Annotated in this window: 21 protein-coding genes; 12 read left to right on the plus strand and 9 right to left on the minus strand. The window is 41.9% G+C overall.

The genetic code is table 11. From position 1 onward, the window contains the following. Window positions 1-227 precede the first annotated feature (227 nt). The 9 genes from GYY70_RS05585 (at window position 228) to iscX (ending at window position 7,078) form a co-directional block, all read left to right on the plus strand. On the plus strand, window positions 228-698 hold the full coding sequence (locus tag GYY70_RS05585; protein ID WP_025330177.1) for a Fe-S cluster assembly transcription factor: 471 nt from the start codon (window positions 228-230) through the stop codon (window positions 696-698). Between the two features lie 40 nt (window positions 699-738). After that, window positions 739-1,953, plus strand: coding sequence for an IscS subfamily cysteine desulfurase (locus GYY70_RS05590; RefSeq protein WP_025330176.1), 1,215 nt, complete (start codon window positions 739-741; stop codon window positions 1,951-1,953). Window positions 1,954-2,086: 133 nt separating this feature from the next. Continuing rightward, window positions 2,087-2,470 (plus strand): Fe-S cluster assembly scaffold IscU, encoded by a 384-nt coding sequence (gene iscU, locus GYY70_RS05595; RefSeq protein ID WP_025330175.1) that lies wholly within the window; start codon window positions 2,087-2,089, stop codon window positions 2,468-2,470. Window positions 2,471-2,783: 313 nt separating this feature from the next. Next, the gene (gene iscA / locus GYY70_RS05600; RefSeq protein WP_025330173.1) at window positions 2,784-3,104 is read left to right on the plus strand and encodes an iron-sulfur cluster assembly protein IscA; all 321 of its coding nucleotides are present in this window, start codon (window positions 2,784-2,786) and stop codon (window positions 3,102-3,104) included. Between the two features lie 143 nt (window positions 3,105-3,247). Next, a complete protein-coding gene (gene hscB / locus GYY70_RS05605; protein WP_084547432.1) occupies window positions 3,248-3,751 on the plus strand; it encodes a Fe-S protein assembly co-chaperone HscB in 504 nt (167 codons plus the stop codon). 89 nt (window positions 3,752-3,840) lie between these two features. Continuing rightward, window positions 3,841-5,709: a Fe-S protein assembly chaperone HscA gene (hscA, locus tag GYY70_RS05610; RefSeq protein WP_174831563.1), complete on the plus strand. Its 1,869-nt coding sequence runs from the start codon at window positions 3,841-3,843 to the stop codon at window positions 5,707-5,709. Window positions 5,710-5,762: 53 nt separating this feature from the next. After that, a complete protein-coding gene (locus GYY70_RS05615) occupies window positions 5,763-6,389 on the plus strand; it encodes a glutathione S-transferase family protein (protein WP_084547430.1) in 627 nt (208 codons plus the stop codon). A gap of 72 nt (window positions 6,390-6,461) precedes the next feature. Continuing rightward, on the plus strand, window positions 6,462-6,803 hold the full coding sequence (gene fdx / locus GYY70_RS05620; RefSeq protein ID WP_025330169.1) for an ISC system 2Fe-2S type ferredoxin: 342 nt from the start codon (window positions 6,462-6,464) through the stop codon (window positions 6,801-6,803). Between the two features lie 80 nt (window positions 6,804-6,883). Then, window positions 6,884-7,078 (plus strand): Fe-S cluster assembly protein IscX, encoded by a 195-nt coding sequence (iscX, locus tag GYY70_RS05625; protein WP_084547429.1) that lies wholly within the window; start codon window positions 6,884-6,886, stop codon window positions 7,076-7,078. A 132-nt stretch (window positions 7,079-7,210) separates the two neighbouring features. Here the strand turns inward: iscX and fetB are convergent, their stop codons facing one another. From fetB to ribF, 6 genes are all read right to left on the minus strand, one after another. After that, complete coding sequence (gene fetB / locus GYY70_RS05630) at window positions 7,211-8,089, minus strand: iron export ABC transporter permease subunit FetB (RefSeq protein ID WP_202984443.1); 879 nt, start codon at window positions 8,087-8,089, stop codon at window positions 7,211-7,213. Continuing rightward, window positions 8,007-8,723 carry an ATP-binding cassette domain-containing protein gene (locus GYY70_RS05635; protein ID WP_084562122.1) on the minus strand — a complete coding sequence of 239 codons (717 nt, stop codon included), beginning with the start codon at window positions 8,721-8,723 and terminating at the stop codon, window positions 8,007-8,009. The genes fetB and GYY70_RS05635 overlap by 83 nt, the downstream gene beginning before the upstream one ends. Then, window positions 8,720-9,661, minus strand: a complete 942-nt coding sequence (ispH, locus tag GYY70_RS05640) for a 4-hydroxy-3-methylbut-2-enyl diphosphate reductase (RefSeq protein WP_037475651.1) — start codon at window positions 9,659-9,661, stop codon at window positions 8,720-8,722. The genes GYY70_RS05635 and ispH overlap by 4 nt, the downstream gene beginning before the upstream one ends. 43 nt (window positions 9,662-9,704) lie before the next feature. After that, window positions 9,705-10,190 carry a signal peptidase II gene (gene lspA, locus GYY70_RS05645; protein ID WP_037475735.1) on the minus strand — a complete coding sequence of 162 codons (486 nt, stop codon included), beginning with the start codon at window positions 10,188-10,190 and terminating at the stop codon, window positions 9,705-9,707. A gap of 104 nt (window positions 10,191-10,294) precedes the next feature. Further along, a complete protein-coding gene (gene ileS / locus GYY70_RS05650; protein WP_174831564.1) occupies window positions 10,295-13,081 on the minus strand; it encodes an isoleucine--tRNA ligase in 2,787 nt (928 codons plus the stop codon). 90 nt (window positions 13,082-13,171) lie between these two features. Then, window positions 13,172-14,101 carry a bifunctional riboflavin kinase/FAD synthetase gene (gene ribF / locus GYY70_RS05655; protein ID WP_174831565.1) on the minus strand — a complete coding sequence of 310 codons (930 nt, stop codon included), beginning with the start codon at window positions 14,099-14,101 and terminating at the stop codon, window positions 13,172-13,174. A gap of 235 nt (window positions 14,102-14,336) precedes the next feature. Between ribF and GYY70_RS05660 the strand changes: the two genes are divergently transcribed. The 3 genes from GYY70_RS05660 (at window position 14,337) to GYY70_RS05670 (ending at window position 17,613) form a co-directional block, all read left to right on the plus strand. Next, window positions 14,337-15,086 carry an amino acid ABC transporter permease gene (locus tag GYY70_RS05660; protein WP_025330161.1) on the plus strand — a complete coding sequence of 250 codons (750 nt, stop codon included), beginning with the start codon at window positions 14,337-14,339 and terminating at the stop codon, window positions 15,084-15,086. Between the two features lie 481 nt (window positions 15,087-15,567). Next, a complete protein-coding gene (locus tag GYY70_RS05665; RefSeq protein ID WP_174831566.1) occupies window positions 15,568-16,602 on the plus strand; it encodes an NAD(P)-dependent alcohol dehydrogenase in 1,035 nt (344 codons plus the stop codon). Window positions 16,603-17,049: 447 nt separating this feature from the next. Beyond that, window positions 17,050-17,613, plus strand: a complete 564-nt coding sequence (locus tag GYY70_RS05670; RefSeq protein WP_238791834.1) for an RNA 2'-phosphotransferase — start codon at window positions 17,050-17,052, stop codon at window positions 17,611-17,613. Window positions 17,614-17,664: 51 nt separating this feature from the next. Here GYY70_RS05670 and GYY70_RS05675 read toward each other — a convergent pair whose 3' ends face one another. From GYY70_RS05675 to GYY70_RS05685, 3 genes are all read right to left on the minus strand, one after another. Beyond that, the gene (locus GYY70_RS05675) at window positions 17,665-18,267 is read right to left on the minus strand and encodes a hypothetical protein (RefSeq protein ID WP_174831567.1); all 603 of its coding nucleotides are present in this window, start codon (window positions 18,265-18,267) and stop codon (window positions 17,665-17,667) included. A gap of 682 nt (window positions 18,268-18,949) precedes the next feature. Further along, window positions 18,950-19,183 (minus strand): hypothetical protein, encoded by a 234-nt coding sequence (locus tag GYY70_RS05680; protein ID WP_025330157.1) that lies wholly within the window; start codon window positions 19,181-19,183, stop codon window positions 18,950-18,952. A gap of 245 nt (window positions 19,184-19,428) precedes the next feature. Further along, window positions 19,429-19,998: a hypothetical protein gene (locus GYY70_RS05685; protein ID WP_174831568.1), complete on the minus strand. Its 570-nt coding sequence runs from the start codon at window positions 19,996-19,998 to the stop codon at window positions 19,429-19,431. Between the last annotated feature and the right edge of the window lie 274 nt (window positions 19,999-20,272).

The raw sequence follows: 20,272 nt of genomic DNA on the forward strand, positions 1-20,272 counted from the left end.
CTGGAAATATCATCCGCAAAAATTAAAACAATTCGTTCGGTTCTGCTGCCAGGCAGCTGTAAACAGTCTGTATTTCCAGTGTTTTAACCAGTATTAATTTTAGAATCTTATGTATTTGTGATGGAATTTATTCTGACATAATTACTTGATTTATCCATGAATAAAGTTGACTAAAATTGTCGGGTATTAGATAATTCATACATTGTCAATCTGTTTCGGGTTTTGTCATGCGTTTAACCACCAAAGGGCGTTTTGCCGTCATTGCCATGCTGGATTTAGCTATGCATGCGCAATCTGGTGCAGTAAACCTGACTGCAATAAGTGAACGCCAGCGCATTTCCCTGTCTTATCTTGAGCAGCTGTTCGGAAAATTACGCCGTGCCGGGCTGGTAGAAAGTATTCGCGGGCCGGGGGGCGGCTATGTACTGAGTCATGATGCTGCTCAGATTAATATTGCAGATATTATCTCTGCAGCGGAAGACACTCTGGATGCTACCGTTTGCGGCGGTCATGCTGATTGTCAGGACGGTTCACCTTGTCTGACTCATGACTTATGGGCAAATCTGAATAAAACCATAGACAGCTATTTGCGCGGCATTACTTTGCAATGCATTCTGAATCAGCGAACTTACCATAACAACAGTAATGAAAAAAAAAGCAACCCGGAGCAGCCAGTTACCTTAATTAATCTGCATTAATACTCCGGCGCAGCCATAGATATTTAAAGAGAACACGACAATGACCGTAAAACTTCCTATCTACCTTGATTATTCAGCTACAACACCGGTTGATCCGCGTGTGGCTGAAAAAATGATTCCTTACCTGACGGAATTTTTTGGTAATCCGGCATCCAATAGCCATAGCTTTGGCTGGCAGGCAGAAGAAGCCGTAGAAAATGCACGCAATGAAATTGCTGCTTTGATTGGTGCGGATTCTAAAGAAATTATCTTCACTTCAGGAGCCACTGAATCTGACAATCTGGCATTGAAAGGTGCGGCACAGTTTTATGCCAGTAAAGGTAAGCATCTGATTACGGTCAAAACTGAACATAAAGCTATTCTGGATACCATGCGAGAGCTGGAAAGAGAAGGCTTCGAAGTTACCTATCTGGGTGTACAGGAGAACGGTTTGATTGATATGGCAGAGCTGGAAGCTGCTATCCGTCCTGATACAACCTTAGTCAGTGTGATGTGGGTAAATAATGAAATCGGTGTAATTCAGGATATTGCAGCTATTGGTGCACTTTGTGCTGAAAAAGGAGTCATTTTTCACGTCGATGCTGCTCAGGCTACCGGTAAAGTTCATATTGACGTAAAAGCCAATCAGATTGGTTTGTTGAGTATGTCTGCACACAAAACCTACGGCCCTAAAGGAATTGGTGCTTTGTATGTACGCCGCAAACCCCGTGTCCGCCTGAATGCACAGATGCATGGCGGCGGGCATGAGCGTGGTTTCCGTTCCGGCACACTGGCTACTCATCAGATTGTCGGCATGGGTGAGGCGTTCCGTCTGGCGCGTCTGGAAATGGATAAAGACAATGCTCATGCTAAAGCACTGCGTGACCGTTTCCTTAATGCAATTAAAGGTGTTGAAGAAGTATATATCAATGGTGATTTACAACATCGCGTGTATCAGAATCTGAATATCAGCTTTAATTTTGTTGAGGGTGAAAGTCTGATTATGGCTGTTAAAGATATCGCTGTTTCCAGCGGATCTGCCTGCACTTCCGCAAGTCTGGAGCCAAGCTATGTACTGCGCGCACTGGGTCGCAATGATGAGCTGGCGCACAGCTCTCTGCGTATTACATTCGGACGTTTTACTACCGAAGCCGAGATTGATTATGCTGCTGAACTGATTAAATCCAAAATCGGTAAATTACGCGAATTGTCTCCATTGTGGGAAATGCATCAGGAAGGCATTGATTTGAGTAGTGTCGAATGGGCAGCACATTAATCAGCTCAGACTGAAACGATATATTCTGCCCTGCTATATATCGCAGGGCTACACCAAAAACAGGTTATTTGCTGCGAATATAAAAGCAATTGTAGTTATTCTGGCATCAGAAGAATTGTAAAAGGAACTTATTATGGCCTACAGTGACAAAGTCATTGATCATTATGAAAATCCGCGCAATGTCGGCTCTTTTGAAAAGGGTGACCAGAGCGTGGGTACTGGTATGGTAGGCGCACCAGCCTGCGGCGATGTAATGAAATTACAAATCAAAGTAAGTGATAACGGTATTATTGAAGATGCCAAATTCAAGACTTATGGCTGCGGTTCTGCTATTGCTTCTTCAAGTCTGATTACAGAATGGGTTAAAGGTAAGAGTCTGGATGAGGCTTTGGCCATTAAAAACAGTGCCATTGCTGAAGAACTAGCATTACCGCCAGTAAAAATACATTGTTCTATTCTGGCAGAAGATGCTATTAAGGCTGCTGTAGCAGATTATCGAAAAAAACATAACGAGTAATATGATGATTTTTGGCAGTACCGCAAATAACAACGAACCCACTACTGAAAATAATGACAATCAATCGGTTAATGCAGTACGCCTAAACGATATCAGAATGTGTACCAGTCAATTTTGCCTGGAATGCGGTGAATCAATATCATCTGAACATCAGCTTCAGTTTCCTGGTACACGTTTTTGTATTAACTGTGAAGAAAATATTGCCATTAAGCGATCATTTCTTTCATCTTACAAACGTCGTTTTAATCATAATTGTAAAAACCCTGAAGGTACTGCATAGTAAATTCAGGACAAATTTCCAACAGGTGAGAATATGATTTCTCTGACTGAAAAAGCCGCTAAGCATATTAGCAATTATCTGACCAAACGTGGTAAAGGCGAAGGTATTCGTCTCGGGGTTAAAAACAGTGGCTGTTCGGGTATGGCGTATACTCTTGAATTTGTTGATAACATCCAGCCGGAAGATTTATTGTTTGAACAACATGGTGTCAAAGTATTTGTTGATCCTAAAAGCCATGTTTATCTGGATGGTACTGAACTGGATTTTGTTAAAGAAGGATTACAGGAAGGTTTTAAATTTGCCAACCCCAATGCCAAAGATGAATGCGGTTGTGGTGAAAGCTTTCATGTTTAAATAAATAACCCTATTGCCGGAATGTCGCAATTCTGCCGGCTGATAAGCAAAATACAGCATTACAGCCAAATTTTGCGAAAAGCCTGTTTTTCATGTCCGGTATCTTTAGCTTTGACCCAATTTTCACCATAAAGGTGAGCCACATGAACCAATACTTTGCGCTTTTCCAATTACCTGAACAGTTCAATATTGATGATAAGCAACTGGAGCAGAATTATCGCCTGCTGGCAGCACAGTGCCATCCGGATAAATTTGCTGCCAGAAGTGCTTTTGAACAAAAGCAGGCCATGATGATGGCTGCTACCGTTAACGAAGCTTATCGTATTCTGAGCAATCCGCTTGACCGGGCTGCATATTTATTGAAACAACAGGGAATAGATGCGGATGCACCTGAGCATACGCACTTTCCGGCTGAGTTTTTAATGCAGCAGATGCAATGGCGTGAGACACTCGAAGACGCCCGTGCAGAAGCTGATTGGACGACACTGAAAGAACTTGCAGCCACTATTGAGCTCGAACAAACTGGCTTATACCAGCAACTGGATGCGGCCTTTATACAGAATCAGCCGGAAAAAGCAGCAGAACTGGTACGCCAGGGGCGTTTTTTACACAGATTACAAAGTGAAATTCAAGCTGCGCTTCCCTGACATCATCAGAATCAATGTATTAAAGATATGCTTTGATAAAAAAACGAAGTATTAAGTAATATTTAAGAAATCAGGATTAAATTCAGATTATGGCTTTATTGCAAATTGCCGAACCCGGCCTTTCCGCTGTACCGCATGAACATCGTCGTGCTGTAGGCATTGATTTAGGCACAACTAATAGCTTAGTTGCAACCGTACGCAGTGGTTATGCCGAATGTCTTGCAGACGAACAGGGAAGGATTACCCTGCCCTCTGTTGTCCGCTACCAGCAGGATAGTCTACCGGAAGTAGGCACAGATGCATTAAAAGCACAGCGAATCGATCCGGCCAACACCATCAGTTCAGCTAAACGTCTGATTGGCCGTACTCTTGAAGATATCAAAAATCAGTCTGAAACCCGTTATCTGCCCTATCATTTTACTAATGATGAGCGCATTATCAGCATTCACACCCGTGCAGGAAATAAAACCCCGATAGATGTCTCTGCAGATATTCTACGTGTTTTGAAAACCCGTGCAGAAAACACACTCGGTGGTGAACTTGCCGGCGCAGTAATTACCGTACCGGCCTATTTTGACGATGCACAACGCCAGGCAACCAAGGATGCCGCCCGTCTGGCCGGTCTGCATGTTTTACGCTTACTGAATGAACCCACCGCGGCTGCAATTGCTTATGGTCTGGACAATGCCGCTGAAGGAACATTTATCGTTTATGATCTTGGCGGCGGAACATTTGATGTTTCAGTTTTAACCTTAAGCCGTGGTCTGTTTGAAGTAAAAGCAACAAACGGTAACAGTGCTCTGGGTGGTGACGATTTCGACCAGCGTTTGTTTTGCTGGTTGCTGGAACAGAATAAATTATCACAGTTAAATGCACAGGATAGCGCATTATTACAATCACTTTCACGTGCAGCCAAAGAAGCTCTGACAAGTGAAACTTCAACCACCATTGCCACCACTCTTTCTAACGGACAAAAAGTCCTCACTGATATCAGCCGTGACACCTTTCATCAGCTAACTCAGCCTCTGGTAGCCAAAACACTAGAGCCGGTTAAACAGGCAATGCGCGATGCCGGTATCAGTAAAAGTGAGATAAAAGGGGTAATTATGGTAGGCGGAGCTACGCGCATGCTGCATGTACAGCAGGCTGTAGCCACTTTCTTTGGTCAGACTCCACTGAACAACCTTAATCCAGATGAGGTTGTAGCATTGGGAGCTGCGATGCAGGCCAATGTACTGGCAGGCAATAAAAATGATGATGAATGGCTGTTACTGGATGTAACTCCGTTATCACTCGGGCTGGAAACTTATGGCGGACTGGTTGAAAAGGTTATCCCGCGCAACAGTACCCTACCTACAGCACGCGCTCAGGATTTTACAACCTTTAAAGACGGGCAAACAGCCATGATGATTCATGTTGTACAGGGTGAGCGTGAATTAGTCGCAGACTGCCGCAGTCTGGCACAATTCACACTCCGCGGTATCCCGCCGATGGCCGCCGGAGCAGCACGCATACGGGTAACATTTCAGGTTGATGCCGATGGTCTGCTTTCTGTTTCTGCCCGCGAACAAACTACAGGAGTACAGGCTCATATTGAAGTAAAACCTTCGTACGGACTTGACGATACCGTTATTACCCAAATGCTGAAAGACAGTTTTACTCATGCACAAACCGATGCCAGACAACGTGCCCGTACAGAAGCCACAGTAGAAGCAGAAAGCATTATTGCGGCGGTCACCAATGCACTGTCTATGGATGCTGACTTACTTAGCCATGATGAACAACAGGCTATTCAAACTGCACTGGAACACACCCGACAACAAATCCAGCAAGGAGATGCTCAGGATATTCGTGATGCTATTCATGCATTGAATCACGCAACTGATGAATTTGCTGCCAAACGCATGAACCGCAATATCCAACGAGCTTTGCAAGGTAAAAACGTCAGAGAAATCTGATATTTCAAATGCAGACAAATTGAATTGTCTGTCAATACAATGGAGATAACCTCATGTTAAAGCTATATTACATACCAAATACCTGTGCATTTGTACCGCATGTGGCACTAGAATGGAGCGGACTCGAATATACCGCTGAAGAGGTAGGTCGCGACACAATCAAATCGCCGGAATATCTGGCACTGAACCCTCAGGGGCAAGTACCATTACTGACTGACGGCAACTGGGCACTGCGTCAGAATGTGGCAATCATTGATTACATCAATGATCTTGCACCGGATAAAGGTATCTATGGCGTTACAGCACAACATGATCCCAAAGCACGCGCTCTTGCCCGCCAATGGCTGGCCTTTGCCAATTCTGATTTACACATGAGCTTTAAACCTTATTTCTATGCAGCACGCATGGTAGATGATGAAAAAGCACAGGAGAATCTGAAGGCCTATGCTAGCGCTGCTCTGAAAAATTTATTTTCCTTTGTTGATAATATTCTTGCTCAGCAGGATTACCTGACTGGCGATAATATCACTATTGCAGATGTTTACATTTTTATAGAAGCACATTGGACAAAAAGATGTAACATTGATCTGAGCGCATATCATAATCTGAGTAAATTCTATCAGCGCGTAAGTGCTGATACCGGTGTATCCACCGTACTGAAAGTACAAGGTATAATTTAATAACATTTTCGGCGTGAATGGTTTTATTTTAAAACCGGACACGCCTGCTTTATTTAGAAACACGGAATTACCATGCCCAAAATTACTGTACTGCCCCATCCTCAACTCTGTCCTGAAGGTAAAGTTTTAAGTGACATTCCCACAGGAACCAGTATTTGTGATGCATTACTTGAGCATGATATTGAAATTGAACACGCCTGCGAAAAATCCTGCGCCTGCACAACCTGTCACGTTCTTATCCGCAAAGGATACGATAGCCTGCCTGAACCGACTGAACAGGAAGAAGATTTACTTGATCAGGCATGGGGGCTGGAAGCCGATTCACGCCTGAGCTGTCAGGCACGTCTGGCTGATAGTGATGTTACCATCGAAATTCCCAAATATACCATCAATCATGCACGTGAAGAGCATTAATCATATTTGATGACAATACTCTCCAAACCGATTGAATTAATAATATTTTTTAATTATCTAATTAAGTGCAGGCTTAAACCATGAAATGGACTGATATACACCGAATCGCCGAGGAACTGGCCGACCGCTACGAAGACATCAACCCTGCCAGTATCCGCTTTACCCAACTGCGTGATCTGATACTGGCTTTGCCAGAATTTGATGACAATCCGGAGCACTGCGGCGAGCGCATACTCGAAGCGGTTCAGCAGGCATGGATTGATGAAATTGCCTGAATTTAGTCATCTAAATTTATCAGAATATCCGTACAAATAATGATGTTACAGATGATGTCCGGCTTATAACTGAAACAAACCGGTTGCCAACTTCTATAGGCAACCGGTTTGTTTAATATATAAATTAAATCACTAAATCTTATCAGTTTTTCTGCGGCGCAAGCGCCAGCTGCAAAATTGCCAGCAACGATTAAATACATGCCGGTAAACAAAAACCGCACATAATAAGCAACCGCCGGCAGAACCGGCACAAATCAGAAACATAGTGAATAGTTGAAACCTGATTGCCTGATCAGGAGAGGCACCGGCCAGAATCTGCCCGGTAATCATACCCGGCAAGCTTACCAACCCCACTACACTCAACTGATTAATTGTTGGCAACATCCCTGCTACTACCGCTGCACGCGCAGTATCCCGATAAGCCTCCCAGCCTGTAGCGCCCATAGACAGCATCACTTCTACACGAGCCTGCTGCTGACGTAAATCCTGTGTTAAACGGTCCAGACACAATGCTACAGCTGTCAGACAATTACCCAATACCATCCCCAGAAGGGGAATCACATACTGCGGTGAATACCATGGCCGGATATGCAGTACCGCATATAATCCCACAGCAGCACTTAACCACGAAGCCAGCCATACAGATGATAAAGCATCACGGGTCAGACCCCGATATACATAACTGCCCCGCGAACGCGCAGAAAAACCGGCAATCACAGTCATAACAACAATAATCAGCAGTACCCAGTACCATTGATTAGAGGCAAATATCCATTTTAATAACAAACCCACAACGGACAGCTGCACAATAGCCCGAACTGCTGAAATCAGAATACGTTTTGTCAATCCAAGCTTCAGCCATAATGAAACACCGGCACTCACCAGAATCAGCAATGAAGCCAGAGCCAGTTCTGCAACACTAATGTAATTAGTTCCCTGCATTATTGCCTCCCGCCCGTGGTGATTTTCTGGTGTGAGTAATCCGTCCGGCATCCAGATACCAGATTTCATCACCTACCTGATTAATCTGCTGCTCACTATGTGAAATCCAAATATAGGCAGCCTGAGGATTATCTTCCTGCCATTGACCGACCAGCTTTTGTACGGCCTGTGCCGAATCTTCATCCAGAGAAGCCGTTGGCTCATCCAGCAGCAAAACCGGCGGATTTAATTGCAATATACGCAACAGACACACCAGCTGTGCCTCTCCTCCGGATAAATCCGTTGCATCCCGTTCCAGAAAATTACCATCTTTACCCAGACTCTCTAACACCCGCTGTACATTATCCGGCTGAAATTTTTTATGCTGATAATGATGCAAAGTAAAAGGTAAAAACAGATTATCACGCACCGTACCCGGAATCAGCACCGCCTGCTGCCGTACATAAGCGATCTGGCTGCGATGCTGTGCAATACAATGTGCATTCAGACGAACCGGCTGATTATGACAATACAGCGTGCCCGAAGCTGGTAAATCCAGCAGAGAAATCGTACGTAAAAAAACCGATTTTCCTGCCCCGGATGCACCGCTGATTGCCACACGTGCTCCAGCCCAGAGCTGAAAATCGATATCCTGTAATAACATCCTGCCATCATCATGGGCACGCTGACACACACCCTCACCGGATAAAATCGGCGTATTCATGATGAGCCACGCAGTTCTTTCGGTAGAACAAACATAATATTTTCCTCCACACCAGCACCTTCGGTAACTGTCGGGTATCCCCAGGAAACAATAGTTTGTACAACATCATTCACCAGTACCTCAGGTGCTGAAGCACCGGCTGTAATACCAACCTGATGCTTACCACTGAACCACTGTGTTTGCAGACAGCCGGCATTGTCAACCATATAGGCATCAACACCCAGTAATGCTGCTACTTCACGCAAACGATTACTGTTCGAACTATTAGGAGATCCCACCACAATCACCACATCACAGGTAGCAGCCAGTTTTTTCACTGCATCCTGACGATTGGTGGTTGCATAACAAATATCCTCTTTATGCGGACTTTTAATGTGAGGAAAACGCTGTTTTAAAGCGGCAATAATACCGCTGGTTTCATCAACCGAAAGCGTTGTCTGGCTCACATGCGCCAGCTTTTCTTCATTGCGGACCTGTAAACTTGCCACATCAGCAACTGTTTCCACCAGCAACATCACACCCGGCGGCAATTGCCCCATCGTTCCTTCAACTTCAGGATGGCCTTTATGACCAATCATAATAATCTGATAACCCTGTTCATCCAGCCGTGATACCTGCCGGTGAACCTTAGTTACCAGAGGACACGTAGCATCAAAAATACGAAAGCCGCGTGCAACTGCTTCCTGCTGTACAGCCTGAGATACACCATGAGCAGAATAAATCAGCGTCGCATCAGGAGGCACATCATCCAGATTTTCGATAAATACCGCACCCTTATTGCGCAGATTATCAACCACAAACTTATTGTGTACTACTTCATGCCGTACATAAATCGGAGCACCATACTCTTCCAGTGCCCGTTCTACAATACTGATAGCACGGTCTACACCGGCACAGAATCCACGCGGATTGGCCAGTAAAATCTTTTTGTCACTCATTAAACATCCCGTTACCTGGCTGAATTCATCACAGACGAATCAATCAGACCGCCTTTTTCTTCTGATGGAAAATACTTTCCAGCACCAGCAACACCGCACCGACACAAATCAGGCTATCAGCAACATTAAATGCCGGATAAAACCAATTATGGTAGTAGAACAATAGAAAATCAACCACATGCCCGTGCACCAGCCGGTCTGTTACATTACCTGCGGCCCCTCCTATAATCATGGCTGCAGCAACTTTACCCAGCTTTGCGAATTCATCACGGATAATTGCACGCAACAGATAAACACAAATCACCAGAGCCAGTCCCATAAAAAAGAATTTTTGCCAGCCTCCGGCATCTGCAAGAAAGCTGAACGCCGCGCCGGGGTTATATGTCAGTGTGAGATCAAAAAAACCCGGTATTACCGTAATTCTTTCCAAATATTGAATATGGCATAAAACCAGATATTTCGTTAACTGATCAGCTATCAGCCCCGCAATAATAATTGCACCATATAAAAACAATTTTTTACTCAGCATAACCTTCCCTAAAAACCAAACAGGCGTAACCGGCCAAACCAATTACGCCTGAATCATTCAAATCATGCCAAAATAACCGGCAAGATTAAAATCATTAACCCGCATCAAGCATATAACCGCTGTTCACCGGCACCATCGATATTAAGTGCACAACGACCGCAGATTGTCGTGTGTTTCGGGTCAGAACCCACATCATTTGTATAATGCCAGCAACGTTCACACTTAGTACCCTGATCAACAGTGACCGTAGCCGACAGCTCATCACCCTGCTCAACAGTAACCTTGGCAACCATCAGCACGAAGCGTAACTCATCACCAATTGCCGTAATAAAAGGCAGAATATCCGCCGGTACTCGAATAGCCACATCGGCCTGTAATGACGAACCAACATTCTTATCAGCACGCAAAGGCTCAATAGCCGCATTAACAGTATCTCTTACTGCACGGATTGCCTGCCATTTCTGTGCCAGACCGGCTAATTCCGCCTCAGCCATAGACGGGAACACATGTGCAGTATGATACAGCACACTATCCTCATCATTACCTGTTAAAACAGCCCAGGCTTCTTCAGCCGTAAAGCACAGAATCGGACTCAGCAGCAACACCAGATTACGCGTAATATGATAAAGCGCAGTCTGTGCACTCCGACGGCCATAGCTGCCTGCCTGCATTGTATACAGACGGTCTTTCAGAATATCCAGATAGAAAGCACCCATATCCTCCGAACAGAAATGCACAATATCCTGTACCGCAAAATGGAATGCATAACGGGTAAAGTGATCATTAGCTACGCGCTCCTGTAACTGCTGAGCCAATACCAGAGCATAGCGGTCCAGCTCAAGCATATCTGAAATCGCTACTGCATCCGTTTCCGGATTAAAATCACTCAGATTGGCCAGCAAAAAGCGCAGCGTATTGCGCAAACGACGGTAGCTTTCAGAAACCCGTTTCAGAATTTCATCAGAAATGGCCAGTTCACCGGAGTAATCGGTAGAAGCCACCCACAGGCGCAGAATATCAGCACCCAGACTGTCATTGACCTTTTGTGGTGCAACCACATTCCCAACAGATTTGGACATCTTCTGTCCATTACCGTCCACCACAAAACCATGTGTCAGCAACTGTTTATAAGGAGCACTGCCAACCGTTGCACAAGCTGTCAGCAATGAAGACTGAAACCAGCCGCGATGCTGATCCGAACCTTCCAGATACAAATCAGCCGGCCATGCCAGTTCAGGGCGCTGACGCAATACTGCATAATGCGTACTGCCTGAATCAAACCAGACATCCAGCGTATCCGGCAGCTTTTCATATTCATCTGCATCAGCCCCTAACAGCTCATGCTTATCCAATGCAAACCAGGCTTCAATTCCGTGCTGCTCAATCCGCTTAGCTACCTCTTCCAGTAACTCAGCCGAACGCGGATGCAACTGACCAGTTTCCTTATGCGCAAAAAACGCCATCGGAGTACCCCAGTAACGCTGGCGGGAAACCACCCAGTCCGGACGCCCTTCAATCATTGCCTCCAGACGCGCACGTCCCCATGCAGGAAAAAATTCAGTAACATCAACAGCATTCATAGCCTTATTGCGCAATGTTTTACCATCGGTACCTTCCTTATCCATACCGATAAACCACTGACCGGTTGCCCGGTAAATCAAGGGTGTTTTATGGCGCCAGCAATGCGCATAACTATGGGTAATTTTGCCATTAGAGAGTAACTTACCTTCTTCCGCAACCCAGTCGATTACCACCGGGTTACCTTCCCAGACTGTCATACCGGCTAACCGTGGCACATCACTGATATAGCGCCCTTCAGCATTTACCGGGTTATACAACTTAATCCCATAGCGCAGACAGGCAAAATAATCATCCAGACCATGTGCCGGAGCAGTATGTACCATACCAGTACCAGCTTCGGTAGTAACATGGTCACCCAGTAATACCAGAATATCTCTATCCAGAAACGGATGATTTAAATGCAGATTTTCCAGTTGCCGGCCAGCTGTTTCAGCCAGTACCGCCGTATTATCCGCACCAAAACCAAACCGGGCTAAAGCCGCCTCAGCCAGCTCTTTAGCCAGCACCAGCTTACCTTTAGGCGTATCAATCAACTGATAAACCACTTCAGGTCCGACACAAATTGCCTGACTGGCCGGCAAAGTCCACGGAGTTGTTGTCCAGATAACACCATATACCTCACCCGGCAGCTCATTCAATCCGAAAGCTTTCGCCACAGCAGCATTATCTTTAAACTGATAAGCCACATCAATCGCATAAGAAACCTTATCCTTATACTCTACCTCTGCTTCTGCCAGCGAAGAGCCGCAATCCAGACAGAACTGTACCGGCTTCTCACCACGATACAAATAACCGCCCTGCTGAATTCGTCCCAGCGTACGCACAATATCTGCCTCGGTTTGATAGTCCATAGTCAGATATGGATGTTCCCAGTCACCCAGTACACCCAGACGCATAAAATCTTTTTTCTGCCGGTCAATCTGTTCCCGTGCATATTCCCGGCATAACTCACGGAATTTTGCAGCCGGAATATTCTTGCCGTGCTTTTTCTCCACCATCAGCTCAATCGGCAAACCGTGACAATCCCAGCCCGGAACATATGGTGCATCAAAACCAGCCAGCGTCTTACTCCGGATAATAATATCCTTCAATACCTTATTTACAGCATGGCCGATATGAATATCACCATTTGCATATGGAGGACCATCATGCAGAATGAACTTAGGTCTTCCCGCTGCCAGTTTACGCAGTTTCTGATAACGCTTCTGTTCATACCAAGATTTCAGCCAGCCGCCTTCACGCTTGGCCAGATTACCGCGCATTGGAAACGGCGTATCCAATAAATTTACTGTTTTACTATAGTCAGTCATGACTTTCTCTTTAAAATATATTTAACTTTTAATATTCAGAATAAATTCAGTTCAATAAATTTTACGGCCACCCGAACATAATCCTGCTGTTCAGGCAGCCTGCCATATTCGGGCGGCTTCCATATCAGCAAAAATCTGCGTCTGTAACGCAGCCAGCGATTCAAACTTCAGCTCATCGCGCAGCTTATGCAAAAAATGCACCTGTAAACGCTGCCCGTATAAATCATCTTCACAATCAAAAATATGCACTTCAAGCTTTTGTAAACTGCCCGAAGAGACAGTCGGGTTTTTACCAAAACTGGCTACCCCGCGCTTACGCCCGAAAGCTCCGGATACATCGACCACAAATACCCCGTTCAGAGCATAGTGCAAAGCCGGTAAATGCACATTAGCAGTAGGACAACCCAGTTCACGCCCCAGTTTGGCCCCATGCTTCACACGACCACTCAGCGTATACTCGTGCCCCAGCAACAACTGTGCATAAGCCAGATTACCCGAAGCCAGTGCCATCCGCACCGCAGTACTGGATGCGCGCACATCTTCAACCACAATTGAAGGCGTGTGCTCAGTAACAAACTCATTCTGCGCCTGCAATAAAGTAAAATCACCGCTGCGCCGTGTACCGAAGCGGAAATCATCACCTACCAGCAAATAGCGCGTGTGCAAATGTTTAACCAGCATCTGACTGATAAAATCCATCGGTTGCATAGCTGCAAACTGCTGATTAAACCGCACAACATAAACCGCATCAACACAGCCGCTTGCAGCAAGCAGATCCAGCTTATCGCGCAGCGGAGTCAGACGAAACGGCAAAGTTTTCCCTGCCTGCTGCGCAAAAAATTCCTGTGGTTGCGGCTCGAACATCATCACCACCGAACTAAGCCCGCGCTGTCCGGCTTCCTGACGCAAACGCATCAAAATATGCCGGTGCCCGCAATGAACCCCGTCAAAATTACCGATAGTCACCGCAGTACCATCCGGCCAATCCGGCTGCTGCCCGCTCCCCAACCAAACTCGCATACAATTCTTGAATAAATCAAATAATAAAACGTATCATTGTAAACATTTCAGCCAGCCTTAGCCAGCGCAATTGCTCAGGATTTTCCAGCCGTTTCAACCATCAAATCCACTTTATTCTCAAGAACAAACAAATTTTAATACAGTTATCCCCCTATTTCTTGCTAAAATAGCCGCCACCCTGACGCTAAGGCTATCAATAGCCAGCAACACCTCAGAAAATTTATTAGGTAACACAATGGCCTTTCGTTTTGACATCATCTACGAATACCGTGAAATGTTTTATTACGGTGCGCTTACAACACTCGGCGTCACCCTGATTTCCACATTTATGGGCACACTTCTCGGTCTGATTTTTGCCCTTGCACGCATTATCCGCATTGAAAAAGGCGGGCTGCCCATGCGTGCATTCGTATGGTCATTGCGCCAGATTTCCCTGCTCTATGTAACCATTTTCCGCGGCACACCCCTGTTTGTACAGATTTTCATCTGGTATTTTGTCTGGTTTCCACTGCTTATCAACCCTGCTGACGGTCTGATTATCAGCGGCGATCTGGCTGTCGAACTGCGCCGCAGCTACGGTGCACTGATTGCCGGCGTACTTGCACTTTCAGTTAATTCAGGAGCCTACATTACCGAGATTTTCCGTGCAGGCATCCAGTCAATAGACCGCGGACAATTCGAGGCCTCCCGCTCTCTTGGTCTGAGTTATACACAAGCCATGCGCTATGTCATTCTGCCACAGGCTATCCGCCGTATGCTGCCGCCAATTGGCAACGAATTTATTACCTTACTTAAAGACAGCTCACTTTTATCCGCCATCGCCGTAGTCGAACTGGCTTTTGCTGCCCGCGCAGCAGCCGGACGTTATCTTAACTACGAGACACCGCTATACACCATTGCCATAATCTATCTGATAATGACCATCGCCTTAAGCTGGTTCTTCTCATGGCTGGAGAAAAAATACAATAAAGGTTATCAGCACTGAGCTTAGACAGAAATCAACAACATGAGAACAGGACGGTTAAAAATCAACCGTCCTGTTTCATTTTATAAAATAGCAGAATTCAATTTCATAACACCAATGTACAAACTGATTTATAGCTTTACTGACACCAGAGTCAAATCAATTACATTTATTACATATGGTTTTCCGACCCAATCAATATTATTGCAAACCAGCTATTTCAAATTGCAAATCCAACACTGAAAAAATCTATTTGAATCAGCTATCAAATATTAATCATCATAAATAACACCAGTCAGTTATCGATTAGCTTCAATATGTAACTCATCAGGAGACAGATATCAAAAATATCTTAATTCATACAGCTTTATTTACATTTTAAAAATTTGTACTATAGATTTAAACAAAATATATAATAAAAACTAATAACTTGACACAAATTAAACAAATTGATTAACTATTAACTTATATATTTATCTTATCAACAGAAAAAGAGAAAAACATGAAAGCTGTCAGATTACATGCACAACACGATATCCGCATAGATGAAATCGAAAAACCAAAACCCAAAGCCGGTGAAATACTGATAAAAATCGGCGCAGCCGGCGTGTGCCACTCAGATATACACCTGATCGAAAGTGGTATTCCTGCTGGTGCTCCTGCATTTACCCTGGGACATGAAAATGCCGGATGGGTTGAAGAACTGGGTGAAGGAGTAACCGATTTTAAAGTAGGAGATGCTGTCATGGTATACGGACCATGGGGTTGCGGACATTGCCAGCCTTGTCAGCAATCTATGGAAAACTACTGTGAGCATCAATCGGAATCTCCGATCCTCGGTGGTGGACTGGGTACCAATGGCGGCATGGCTGAATACATGATTGTTCCATCCAGCCGTTTACTCGTACCTTTGCATGACCTGCACCCGGAAGAAGTAGCCCCTCTTTCCGATGCAGCCTTAACTCCCTATCATGCAATTAAACGTTCTGCCGGCAAAATAACACCATCTGCTTTTGTTCTCGTAATCGGCATAGGTGGTTTAGGACATATGGCTGTACAAATCCTGAAACAGCTATATTCAGCCACCATTATTGCCGGTGATATTAATGATGAAAAACTGGAACTGGCCAAAAAATATGGTGCGGATTATGTAATACGTACCGACCGCGATACCGATAGCATTGTCGAAGAAATTACCCGTATTACCGGTGTGAAGAAATGTGCCGTCGTACTTGATTTTGTTGGCAATAAGCCAACTCTGACTTTGGGCTCACAAACAGTCGGATTAAACGGCGACTGGACAGTAGTTGGTCTGGGTGGTGGCAAACTCGACTGGCACTGCATGAATCAGCCATGGGGAGCATCGCTTTGTACACCCTATTGGGGTTCACGGGTTGAACTGATGGAAGTGCTGGACATGAAAAGAAAAGGTATTATAAATATCGAATACACCACCTACCCTCTTTCACAGGCTCTGGAAGTATACGATAAACTGATTAAAGGGCAGATTAATGGCCGTGCAGTACTAATACCTTAATCTTTCCTAATAGAATCAGGCTGAGCAATATGTATAACCACAGCCTGATTCTATAAAATTCACGTTATCTTGAGGGATAAACAATTAATTACTATCATCAATAAAAAAACCATCCGGTGGCTGTTGTATCAACGCAGACCAAACTTAAAAAGAAAATCTGTTTCGCAATAACCCATTCTCATTAACAATTTTACTGACTTCATATATTTTTTACCGCATCACTACCATCAATACTTTAAGTTATCATCCTAGTAAAAAAATAAATCTCTGAATTTTCAAAAATTTTCCGGTATAACTAACTATTCTTCAACCAATCTTATATTTTTAACATATACTATTCCTCATTTTTAATATACATTTACTATATTAAAATCAGCCAACACAACACCAATGAACTAATACTTAACTTAATAAACTATGATTTCAAATTAATACAATATAGAACATATGAATACGAAATTAATGTCAGAGAAAATTATCAAAACCAGTAAATTCCTAAGCTATATTCTAAGACATAAGCCGGAAACAATAGATATCACCTTAGATCAGCAGGGATGGGGAAATATAGAATACTTAATCAAACAGGCAAACCTGCATGGAGAACAACTCACCAGAGATATTATCGAGGTGGTTGTTAAAACAAGTGATAAAAAACGATTTACCATTTCTGAAGATGGCTTAAAAATTCGTGCAGCACAGGGACATTCAACTGATCAGGTTCATATCAGTCATAATGCGCAAAAACCGCCAGAGTTTTTATATCACGGTACAGCCACAAGATTTATGGACTCAATCAAACAGCAAGGATTAATCGCAGGGAGCCGCCATTATGTACATCTGTCAGCAGATGTGAATACTGCGATAAAAGTCGGCACACGTCATGGCAACCCTATTGTGCTGCAAATACACGCCTTAATAATGTATCAGGAAGCATATCAATTCTATCTGGCGGAAAACGGAGTATGGCTGGTTCAAACCGTACCAACACAATATTTACAACCATATAGATGAGCAAATAAATTATAAATATTTAAAAACAATATTTTATTAAAAACGAAGAGTTTACAAAATTTGTCTTTTCAATAGAGTTAACTCCTTATCAGATAGTTTATTTACTAACTTATTACTATTGATAATCGACGAAATATACTGAATAATTTCTTTATCATCACTATCTAACAGAATAGAAAAAAATGATCCAATAAAAGCGGAATTAATTCTATCTAATTTTGCAATTAGATGATCTGCAATATAATTCATTAAATCTTGCTTACTAAATAATTTATTTAATAATGTGTTCATACGATAAAAGTTGTCACAACTGTTGCATAAAATTTCCATTTTTTCCATTACTATATTTTTCAATTTATATTTTTGAGCACTATTAAAATTCTCTGTGTCTAACTCTACTATGACAGTAAGAATAAAATTATCAAAAGTAACTTGGGATATTATTTTATCATCAGAAAACATATAAACTATAAATTTAAATATCTCTTCTGATGAAACATCTTTATAATAAAATTTTGATAAAATATATATAGCTCTTCTTAGTTGTTTTTCTGGAAGACTATCTAAATAATGTTTTAAATCATATCCAAAATTATTACTTTTTTTGGTTATCTCATCAATTTCAATTTCAATCTCTTCATCAAAGGCACTCATTACCTTATTACTCCTTATCAGATAGTTTATTCACTAACTTATTACTATTGATAATCGACGAAATATACTAAATGATTTCTTTATTGTCACTGTCTAACAGAATGGAATAAAATGATACAATAAAAACTGAATTAATTCTATTTAATTTTTCAATCATATCTGCAATATAATTCATTAAATTCTGCTTACTAAATAACTGATTTAATAATCTGTTCATACGATAAAAGTTGTCACAACTTACACATAGAATCTCCATTTTTTCAATTTTAAATTTTGAAGACTATTAAAATCTATCTTTAAAACAACATAGAAAATAAAATCAAAAAAATTAACCTTGGATATTATTTTATCCTCAGAAAACATATAAACTATAAACTTAAACATTTCTTCTGAAGAAATCTCTGCATAAATATAATAGTTTTCTGAGACTATATATTGCTCTCCTGAGTTGTTTTTCTGGAAGAATATCTAAATATTGTTTTAAATCATATTCAAATTTATCACTTTTTTGATTATTTCTTTAACTCTTTTATCAACCTCGCTATCAATGGCACTTATTCCCCTTTACTCCAAGTAAAAACATAATGAAATTTATGAACATAATACCAATTTTAATTATTTCCAATATAGACGAATCTTCATAAATTCAATGATTAACAGAATTTCTAATATAATTAATAAACTATTTTTTTCTACTAACTAATTCAAATTCTAAATCCGGCTCAGAATAATAAATTAAACCTATTTGATCCGAATCTACCATCAGCCCGGTCTTAAACAAATCAATCCAATTATCATAATCAAACTCAGGAGTATATTCACTCGAATCAAAACAGCACAGGACAACACCAGTCATTCCTCCGTCAAGAAGAATCTCATCTCCTGCCCTTATTTCACTACCATCTTGATATTTCATCATAACTCCCTATTTAATAAAAGCATCTACTTTCACCATACTTTTTTTGATACTACTCCTCTTCTTTCTCTACTTTCAACTTTTATCCTAAAAATTTTTAGTTTCTGTTGTACTATATATAATCTTGTTTTAAATAGTAATACCCTATCTTAATTATTATTAACTATAACTAAATTAAATAATTCTAATTGAATATCAATTTTATTCTATTTATTTGTGATATTTTCATAAATTTAATAGATTTATTAAGAAACTATTTCACGATCAATATCACCTGTTAAATAAAATTCAGTAAAAGCTCTTTTAACCAGACTAAAATCCTCGACTACCATTCTATTATTCCAAAAATTACCAAGCATATTTACCATGTTATCGGGACGTGTCGGATCATAAAAAGTTCTGATTTCATCATCTTCTCCTACATTTGAATATGCAAACATCACCATATATTTCTGATTCTGTGAGTAAAGTGTTAATTGATAAGGTTCAACACCTTTCTGCTTATATTGTTCCAAATAAAGGGAGCCGGTCGCAGATACAAATAAATTTAAAGTGTCATTAATGTCTGCTAATGTAGTATTATCAATATAAACTCCTTTATCAGATTGAATTTTTCTTCTTGTAATTCGGTAAAAAAATCCCTTAAAGATCTCTGCTAATGTAGATTGATTATGTAATGTAGGTAGATTAAGATCCACATCTTCACCGTACACGCTTTGAAATTCTTTTTTAAAATAGATCTCTGTTGATGGGTGATTTAATGGTTGATGAGTACCCCCGTGCAACCTTCCTTTAAATTCGAATAAGTTTTTCATTTTTACTATCCCAACGTTTTGTATATTTCATACATACTTCCTAATATGTTCATATTATCGCATTGATTTTCAGTTTTTATTAGATTAATTTGATACTAAATTTTTAATATCAATTTCAATTAAAATATTTTTACTTTCAATGTTATTATTAAGCTGCCTAATTCTATTAATTTACCTCTTTTATAATTCAGAATACTCACTTGTTTTAGTTAATCACTTAGAAAAATCCCAGCTTGAAAACCAGGATTTTTTTGATTATTAATTCACTTTCTAT

This window comes from Snodgrassella sp. ESL0324 (assembly GCF_013344955.1).
Lineage (GTDB): Bacteria > Pseudomonadota > Gammaproteobacteria > Burkholderiales > Neisseriaceae > Snodgrassella > Snodgrassella alvi.

Bases quoted from the DNA above. Each gene is read 5' to 3' on its own strand.
- GYY70_RS05585 (WP_025330177.1), top strand. From the start codon at position 228: ATGCGTTTAACCACCAAAGGGCGTTTTGCCGTCATTGCCATGCTGGAT.
- GYY70_RS05590 (WP_025330176.1), top strand. From the start codon at position 739: ATGACCGTAAAACTTCCTATCTACCTTGATTATTCAGCTACAACACCG.
- iscU (WP_025330175.1), top strand. From the start codon at position 2,087: ATGGCCTACAGTGACAAAGTCATTGATCATTATGAAAATCCGCGCAAT.
- iscA (WP_025330173.1), top strand. From the start codon at position 2,784: ATGATTTCTCTGACTGAAAAAGCCGCTAAGCATATTAGCAATTATCTG.
- hscB (WP_084547432.1), top strand. From the start codon at position 3,248: ATGAACCAATACTTTGCGCTTTTCCAATTACCTGAACAGTTCAATATT.
- hscA (WP_174831563.1), top strand. From the start codon at position 3,841: ATGGCTTTATTGCAAATTGCCGAACCCGGCCTTTCCGCTGTACCGCAT.
- GYY70_RS05615 (WP_084547430.1), top strand. From the start codon at position 5,763: ATGTTAAAGCTATATTACATACCAAATACCTGTGCATTTGTACCGCAT.
- fdx (WP_025330169.1), top strand. From the start codon at position 6,462: ATGCCCAAAATTACTGTACTGCCCCATCCTCAACTCTGTCCTGAAGGT.
- iscX (WP_084547429.1), top strand. From the start codon at position 6,884: ATGAAATGGACTGATATACACCGAATCGCCGAGGAACTGGCCGACCGC.
- fetB (WP_202984443.1), bottom strand. From the start codon at position 8,089: ATGAAATCTGGTATCTGGATGCCGGACGGATTACTCACACCAGAAAAT.
- GYY70_RS05635 (WP_084562122.1), bottom strand. From the start codon at position 8,723: ATGAATACGCCGATTTTATCCGGTGAGGGTGTGTGTCAGCGTGCCCAT.
- ispH (WP_037475651.1), bottom strand. From the start codon at position 9,661: ATGAGTGACAAAAAGATTTTACTGGCCAATCCGCGTGGATTCTGTGCC.
- lspA (WP_037475735.1), bottom strand. From the start codon at position 10,190: ATGCTGAGTAAAAAATTGTTTTTATATGGTGCAATTATTATTGCGGGG.
- ileS (WP_174831564.1), bottom strand. From the start codon at position 13,081: ATGACTGACTATAGTAAAACAGTAAATTTATTGGATACGCCGTTTCCA.
- ribF (WP_174831565.1), bottom strand. From the start codon at position 14,101: ATGCGAGTTTGGTTGGGGAGCGGGCAGCAGCCGGATTGGCCGGATGGT.
- GYY70_RS05660 (WP_025330161.1), top strand. From the start codon at position 14,337: ATGGCCTTTCGTTTTGACATCATCTACGAATACCGTGAAATGTTTTAT.
- GYY70_RS05665 (WP_174831566.1), top strand. From the start codon at position 15,568: ATGAAAGCTGTCAGATTACATGCACAACACGATATCCGCATAGATGAA.
- GYY70_RS05670 (WP_238791834.1), top strand. From the start codon at position 17,050: ATGAATACGAAATTAATGTCAGAGAAAATTATCAAAACCAGTAAATTC.
- GYY70_RS05675 (WP_174831567.1), bottom strand. From the start codon at position 18,267: ATGAGTGCCTTTGATGAAGAGATTGAAATTGAAATTGATGAGATAACC.
- GYY70_RS05680 (WP_025330157.1), bottom strand. From the start codon at position 19,183: ATGAAATATCAAGATGGTAGTGAAATAAGGGCAGGAGATGAGATTCTT.
- GYY70_RS05685 (WP_174831568.1), bottom strand. From the start codon at position 19,998: ATGAAAAACTTATTCGAATTTAAAGGAAGGTTGCACGGGGGTACTCAT.